The organism is Sphaerochaeta sp. S2 (genome assembly GCF_016406725.1).
GTDB lineage: Bacteria > Spirochaetota > Spirochaetia > Sphaerochaetales > Sphaerochaetaceae > Sphaerochaeta.
In genome coordinates, this window is the sequence record NZ_JAEKNT010000401.1 from 1 (window position 1) to 6,232 (window position 6,232).

At 45.9% G+C, this 6,232-nt stretch carries 6 protein-coding genes; 5 read left to right on the forward strand and 1 reads right to left on the reverse strand.

The features are described from left to right. The 4 genes from JF818_RS11805 to JF818_RS11820 all read left to right on the forward strand — a co-directional run. A partial coding sequence (locus JF818_RS11805) for an ABC transporter substrate-binding protein (protein ID WP_198892202.1) occupies positions 1–832 on the forward strand: 832 nt, incomplete at its 5' end. 61 nt (positions 833–893) lie between these two features. Continuing rightward, a complete protein-coding gene (locus tag JF818_RS11810; RefSeq protein ID WP_198892203.1) occupies positions 894–1,781 on the forward strand; it encodes a carbohydrate ABC transporter permease in 888 nt (295 codons plus the stop codon). A gap of 9 nt (positions 1,782–1,790) precedes the next feature. After that, the gene (locus tag JF818_RS11815; RefSeq protein ID WP_198892204.1) at positions 1,791–2,621 is read left to right on the forward strand and encodes a carbohydrate ABC transporter permease; all 831 of its coding nucleotides are present in this window, start codon (positions 1,791–1,793) and stop codon (positions 2,619–2,621) included. A 10-nt stretch (positions 2,622–2,631) separates the two neighbouring features. Continuing rightward, complete coding sequence (locus JF818_RS11820; protein ID WP_198892205.1) at positions 2,632–4,137, forward strand: beta-N-acetylhexosaminidase; 1,506 nt, start codon at positions 2,632–2,634, stop codon at positions 4,135–4,137. Positions 4,138–4,148: 11 nt separating this feature from the next. Here JF818_RS11820 and JF818_RS11825 read toward each other — a convergent pair whose 3' ends face one another. Continuing rightward, positions 4,149–5,549, reverse strand: coding sequence for a PLP-dependent aminotransferase family protein (locus tag JF818_RS11825; protein ID WP_198892206.1), 1,401 nt, complete (start codon positions 5,547–5,549; stop codon positions 4,149–4,151). A 114-nt stretch (positions 5,550–5,663) separates the two neighbouring features. Between JF818_RS11825 and JF818_RS11830 the strand changes: the two genes are divergently transcribed. Next, positions 5,664–6,232: pyridoxal 5'-phosphate synthase lyase subunit PdxS (locus tag JF818_RS11830; RefSeq protein ID WP_198892207.1), on the forward strand; the 569-nt coding region annotated here is incomplete at its 3' end.

Sequence of the window (6,232 nt, forward strand, 5' to 3'; positions counted from 1 at the left end):
GTACACAAACAACCGATTGCTCGCAGAGCTTGGTTTGGATTACCCCAAGACATATGAAGAGTTGCTTGCGCAAGGACCAGTGATTCGTAAAGCCGGTTTAATACCCATCTCTATTGCGAATAAGGATGCTTGGCCAATGCAGTCCTGTGTAGCAGGTATGTTGGTTGAAAGAGCTTGTGGAATGGAGTGGTGGGATAAGGCACTTACTGGAGAAGCAAGCTATGATGACCCAGAGTTCGTGTATGCTATGGAGATTATCAAAGAGCTTAATGATAAGCAGATGTTGTCTCCGGGAACCAATCAACTTGCCTATGGCCAGGGATTGGATGATTTTGTCAATGAACGTGCTGTATATCTCCTTGATGGTGGTTGGACCGTAAACAGTATGGTGGGTGAACTTTCTGATGAGCAGAAGACGTATATGAGCCTTGAATCATTCCCCGATATTCCTAACCAGAAGGGCAAGAACCTCTCTGTTTCTGCAACAGCAGGACAAGGCTTTGGCATGAATGCAAAGCTTAATGAGAAGGAAGCTGAGGCAGCATGGAAGTGGATCTGGTTCTACTCTGGGCCTGAAGGGTCTGCCATTCGCCAACAGTATGGTCGTCTCCCAGCCTATAACCTTGATGAGCCTGAGGATGCTGATCCCATGATCAAGAAACTGATTGCATTTGCTGGAGAGGTACCGATGGGATATGTCATGGACTCAGTCATAGCAGCAGAACCAATTGGAACATTCAATATCAATCTCCAAAATATGATGTTTGATACGATGAGCCCACTGGAAGTTGCACAGGACCTGGAGAGAATGGTCTCTTCTGTAGGTCGTTAATAGGTGATAGCAACGCTTCCCCTCAGGGGGAAGCGCTGTTCTGATAGGAAGGTTAGATACCATGACGTATGCACAACAAAAACATATGAGTTACTGGATTCTGGTGCTGCCAGGAATTTTGGTGTTTGCTTCAATCATCATATTTCCCGTGCTCTTCAGTTTCTCTTTGAGTTTCACCACCTGGAATGGGTATGGAATGCCTGCTTTCACGGGGTTGGAGAACTATCGGACAATCATATCCGACCCGGTGTTTCTCCACTCACTGAGAAACAACCTTCTTATCGTTGCTATTTCTGTATTTGGCCAGATACCCTTAGGGTTCCTTTTGGCATACCTGCTCCATAGGAGTATGGTCCGTCATGGAACGTTTTTCCAAACGATGATTTTTCTGCCTATTACCATATCTCCGGTCGTGGTTGCGCTTCTCTGGAACCAAATATTTTCATCATCGGGAATGGTTGTAGCTCTGGTTCGCTCAATTACTGACAATCCACAATATGTGATCAGGATATTTGAGGATCAGAAACTTGCCATCATTCCCATCCTTTTTGTGTTGCTGTGGATGCATACCGGAACATATATGATCATCTATTATGCAAATCTGCAGAAGATGACTCCTTCGGTCCTGGAAGCAGCCCAGATTGACGGGGCAAGTGAAAAGCAAATGCTGACGCGTATCATTCTTCCCTCAATGATTGGAACGATTGCCACCACTGCAATTTTCGCTATTTCAGGCAGCTTGAAAGCTTTCGATTTAATCTATGCCATGACAGGAGGAGGCCCTGCACATTTTACAGAAGTGATAGCAATCTACATGTATGTGAATACCTTCAAGTATTATAAGTATGGGTTCGGCAGTGCTGCGTCCATCATCATCGTTATGCTTGCCGTTGGCTTGATTCTACTGCTGCAATTCTTTAGCCGAAGGCTTGAACGACGATTTGAATAGGGGAGCAACATGAAAAAATCAATGACCTTTGGAAAAATCCTAGCATATATGCTCATGATTACCTTCACGTTGCTGACGGTGGTACCTCTTTTGTGGATGATTCTTAGCTCATTCAAACCGCACGCCTTGATTGTTCGCCAGCCTTTGGCTCCACCGTTCACATTCTATACAGAGAATTTCATTCTTTCTTGGGTACAAGGCCACCTGGGAATTTATTTCCTCAACAGTATTGTGTACTCCCTGAGCGCAACCTTTGTAACGGTGATGCTTGCTATGAGTAGCGGCTATGCGCTTTCAAAATTTCACTATCGCTCTGGCAAGGTTATCTATGGGCTCTACACCCTTGGCTTGCTTATTACGGTACATTCAGTCATCGTCCCTCTCTTTATTATGGAAACCAAGTTGGGGATTTCCAATACACGGTTGGGAGTCATACTGCCTTATATTGCCTTTGGGCTTCCTTTTCAGGTTTTTCTTGCAACCACCTACGTGAAAGGTATCCCGGACTCAATGCAGGAGTCAGCCATCATTGATGGGGCAACCTTCTTGGAAATTTTTGTGAAAATTATCATCCCCGTGGCGACACCTATTCTGTCGACCATGTTTATCTACACGTTTTTAGGAAACTGGAATGAATTCGTTCTGGTACTGACCCTTACCAGCGATATGATGATCCGTTCTCTTCCTGTTGGAATCAACAGCTTTGCAGGTGGGATGAGTCGGGATTATGGGTTGCAATTTGCTGCGTTGGTTATTGGTACTCTACCTATGATCATCTTCTACATGATTTTCAAAGATAAGATTGCCCAGGGTTTTGCTGCTGGGTCCTTAAAGGAATAGTGTTGTACGTATGAATTATCAGAAATCTCTTCTTCCCTATCCATCAGACGGAATAATGCTTCTGAAAGGAAGCTTTGTTTTCTCGAAAGTTCTTACACTTGGATTTCAGGATTCTTGTTTCCCAGAGCATGCACAATTTCTGCAGGAATATTTGGAAACGGTCCTAGGGATGGAAATAATCCTTTCTGCTGGGTCGGATAATCCAGACTTGCTTATCACCAAGAGGAAAGAGCTACTTGGAGAGGAAGAATACGTTCTACAGGTAGAACCTCAGGGGTGTAGGTTGTCCTCTACTTCATGGAAGGGAATCTTCACTGGTCTCCAGACATTTATTCAACTGGTAAATTCCAATAGAACACTACAGTGCTGTAGGATTACTGATTCTCCAGCTCTCTCTTGGAGGGGCCTCATGTTGGATGTTGCCCGTTCTTTCTGCCCACTTGAAGAGTTGCTGGGAATCATTGATGCCATGGCCCTGTATAAATTGAATGTTCTCCACTGGCATATAAGTGATGATCAAGGGTGGAGATTCCCTGTGGATGGCTATCCTGATTTGGTGAGTGAAGATCGGGGATACTATTCAAGAGACGATATCAACTACGTCGTTTCGTATGCAGAGAAAAGAAATATCATGGTAGTTCCTGAGGTTGATATGCCAGGACATATGATTGCTGCCCTCAGTGCATACCCAAAGCTGAGTTGCACCGGGGGGCCTTTTGTAATTCCAACAGGAGAGGGAATATTTCAGGATATTCTTTGTGTAGGAAAGGCAGATACCATCGCTTTTGCGAGAAAGGTGGTGGACACACTCTGTTCACTTTTTCCTTCACCCTATATTCATCTAGGGGGGGATGAAATCCCATTGGATCGATGGGCAACCTGCCCTGATTGCCAACATCGTATGCAGGAATTGGGATATAAGGATGAGAAAGCATTGCTTGGGTGGTTCAGCAATGAGATTGCTGCCTATGCAAGGGAGAAAGGCAAATCCACAATCCTTTGGAGTGATTATGTTGATGCTTCGTATGATCCCTCAATAATTACACAAGTTTGGAATCCTCTTCTTGGCAAACATAAGAGATTCCATAGCAACCATCAGGTAATTAAGAGTGATTACTTCCATTCCTATCTTGATATGTCCTACGCTTTAGTCCCTCTCTCCAGAGTGTATCGATACGGCAAAAGTGTACAGAAGGATAGGAAACAGAATACAAAGGTATTAGGTGCGGAATTGTTGCTCTGGACAGAGTACCTGAATACGCGGGAAAAGCGAGAATCTCACCTTTACCCGCGGCTTTTGGCGGGTGCAGAGTCATTCTGGACGAAAGATTCCAAGCTCAGCTATACCCGATTCAAACGAATTCTTACACATGACATACAGCTGGTCTCAGATAATCAGAACAACGTGAATAAACCCTCTATTTGGGATCCTCTACTTCTGGAGCAAATCAAGGCACGGAGAGCTAGAAAGAAACGGGTAACAGCAAACAGCAAGGAAGCTGGGATTTCACTCTGATAATGTGATACTCAGTCACTCCATGCCTCTTTCAGAAGTGAAACCGCCTTTGGTATTTCCTCTAGGTCCAATGTTGCAAATCCCATCAAGAGCGTAGCCTGCTTAATCTCCCGAGGAGGCTCTGAATAGTAGCGGCTAATCCCATAGATTTTTACTTGATGGTTACCAGCCCTCTTTACCAGGGTATTTTCATCCATTCCATTGTGGACGTACAACAGCAGGTGCAATCCAGCTGAATCTCCGGCAATCTCTACAAAGGGGAGGAGTCTGTTGATACAGGAGACTAGAAGTTCCCGCTTTTGACGATAGAGATTACGCATCCTGTTCAGGTGCCGCTCAAAATGCCCCTTTTCGAGAAATGCATGCAGGACCTTCTGTTCAATGAGTGGAACAGGGCAGTAGTAGAAGCTGAGATATGCTTCGTACCGCTCCATGAGTGCTTCAGGAAGAACCATGTAGCTGATTCTCAGGGCGGGGGATAGTGATTTGCTGAAAGCTCCTAGGTAGATGACCTTACCTTGTCCATCGAGGCCTTGCAAGGAAGGGATTGGTTTTCCGCTATAGCGAAACTCACTGTCATAATCATCTTCCAAGATATATCGTCCAGATTTTTCGTTTGCCCACTGCAGGAGTTGCAGTCGCCGTGTGACCGGCATGATACGACCGGTAGGGAACTGATGGCTTGGTGTAATGGAGAGCACATCAGCTCCACTGGCATAGAGTGCTTCTAGAGCAACACCTTGTTCATCCAAAGGCAGTGAAACATATTGTACGCGATTGCTCTTGAACAACAATGTAAGTTTCTCATACCCGGGGTTCTCAATAGCATAGACAGTTCTCTCATCCAAAAGCTGGATGAGCAGTTGCATCAGGAACTCCGTACCACTGCTGATGATGATTTGGTGTGCACCACAGTGAACCCCCCGGCTTGACTGCAGATAGTGGGTGATACTGGAACGCAGAGCAAACAACCCTTTTGGGTCACTGATCGTGAGTAGGTCCCTATCACGCGAGCTGATGATTTGGTTGCTCAACCTTCTCCAGAGTGAGAAGGGGAACCTCTTATGGTCTACTCCTTGATGGGAGAAGGTATACAGATAGGACGGTGTTTTTACTGTATCAACGGCAGGCGTACGCTCATCTGGCCCGAGAACGATGATGCCACTGAGGTCGGCAACATAGTATCCACTCTTCTCCCTTGTCTGGAGGTAGCCTTCGTCAACAAGTTGGTTGTACGCTGCCTGCACTGTGTTGATGCTGCATTGGAGATTTTCTGCAAGCCTACGCTTGGAGGGGAGTTTGTCATCTCGGTTGAAGGTTCCCTTGATAAGCTCTTCCTTGAGATACCGGTAGAGCTGCTCTGTCAGTGTTTCAGGAGCATTGTTCTGCAGCTGTAGATTGATCTTGTACATATCCCTCCATAATCTGGTACCATAAAAAATTCATAAACTGGAACTTTTTATACTATCAGATACCACCTATACTAGGGCAGATCAATGAATAGCACAATGGTTAGGAGGTGCAATATGAGTGAACGAAGTGGGTTGAATAGGAATCTTGCTCAGATGCTCAAGGGAGGGGTAATCATGGATGTTACCTCTCCAGAGCAAGCCCGGATTGCTGAGGATGCAGGAGCTTGTGCCGTGATGGCACTGGAGAGAATCCCTGCCGATATCCGTGCAGCCGGGGGAGTCTCGCGTATGAGCGACCCAATCCTGATCCAACAGATCCAAGAAGCGGTTTCCATCCCGGTTATGGCAAAGGTGCGCATAGGCCATATCGTTGAGGCACAGATTCTTGAAGCCTTGGAGATTGATTTTATTGATGAGAGTGAAGTCCTCTCCCCAGCCGATGACCTCTATCATATCGACAAGCAACAATTCTCCGTACCTTTTGTCTGTGGAGCACGTGACTTGGGTGAAGCTCTTCGTAGGATAGGCGAGGGTGCGAGTATGATCAGGACCAAGGGAGAACCCGGGACAGGGGATATTGTCCAGGCTGTTCGACATATGCGTTTGATCCAGCAACAGATGAGGAAGGTTCAATCCATGCGCGAGGATGAGTTGTTTGAGGAAGCAAAGCTTCTTCAGGTTCC

Excerpts from the sequence above, each read along its gene's own strand:
- JF818_RS11810 (WP_198892203.1), top strand. The coding sequence starts at position 894 with ATGACGTATGCACAACAAAAACATATGAGTTACTGGATTCTGGTGCTG.
- JF818_RS11815 (WP_198892204.1), top strand. The coding sequence starts at position 1,791 with ATGAAAAAATCAATGACCTTTGGAAAAATCCTAGCATATATGCTCATG.
- JF818_RS11820 (WP_198892205.1), top strand. The coding sequence starts at position 2,632 with ATGAATTATCAGAAATCTCTTCTTCCCTATCCATCAGACGGAATAATG.
- JF818_RS11825 (WP_198892206.1), bottom strand. The coding sequence starts at position 5,549 with ATGTACAAGATCAATCTACAGCTGCAGAACAATGCTCCTGAAACACTG.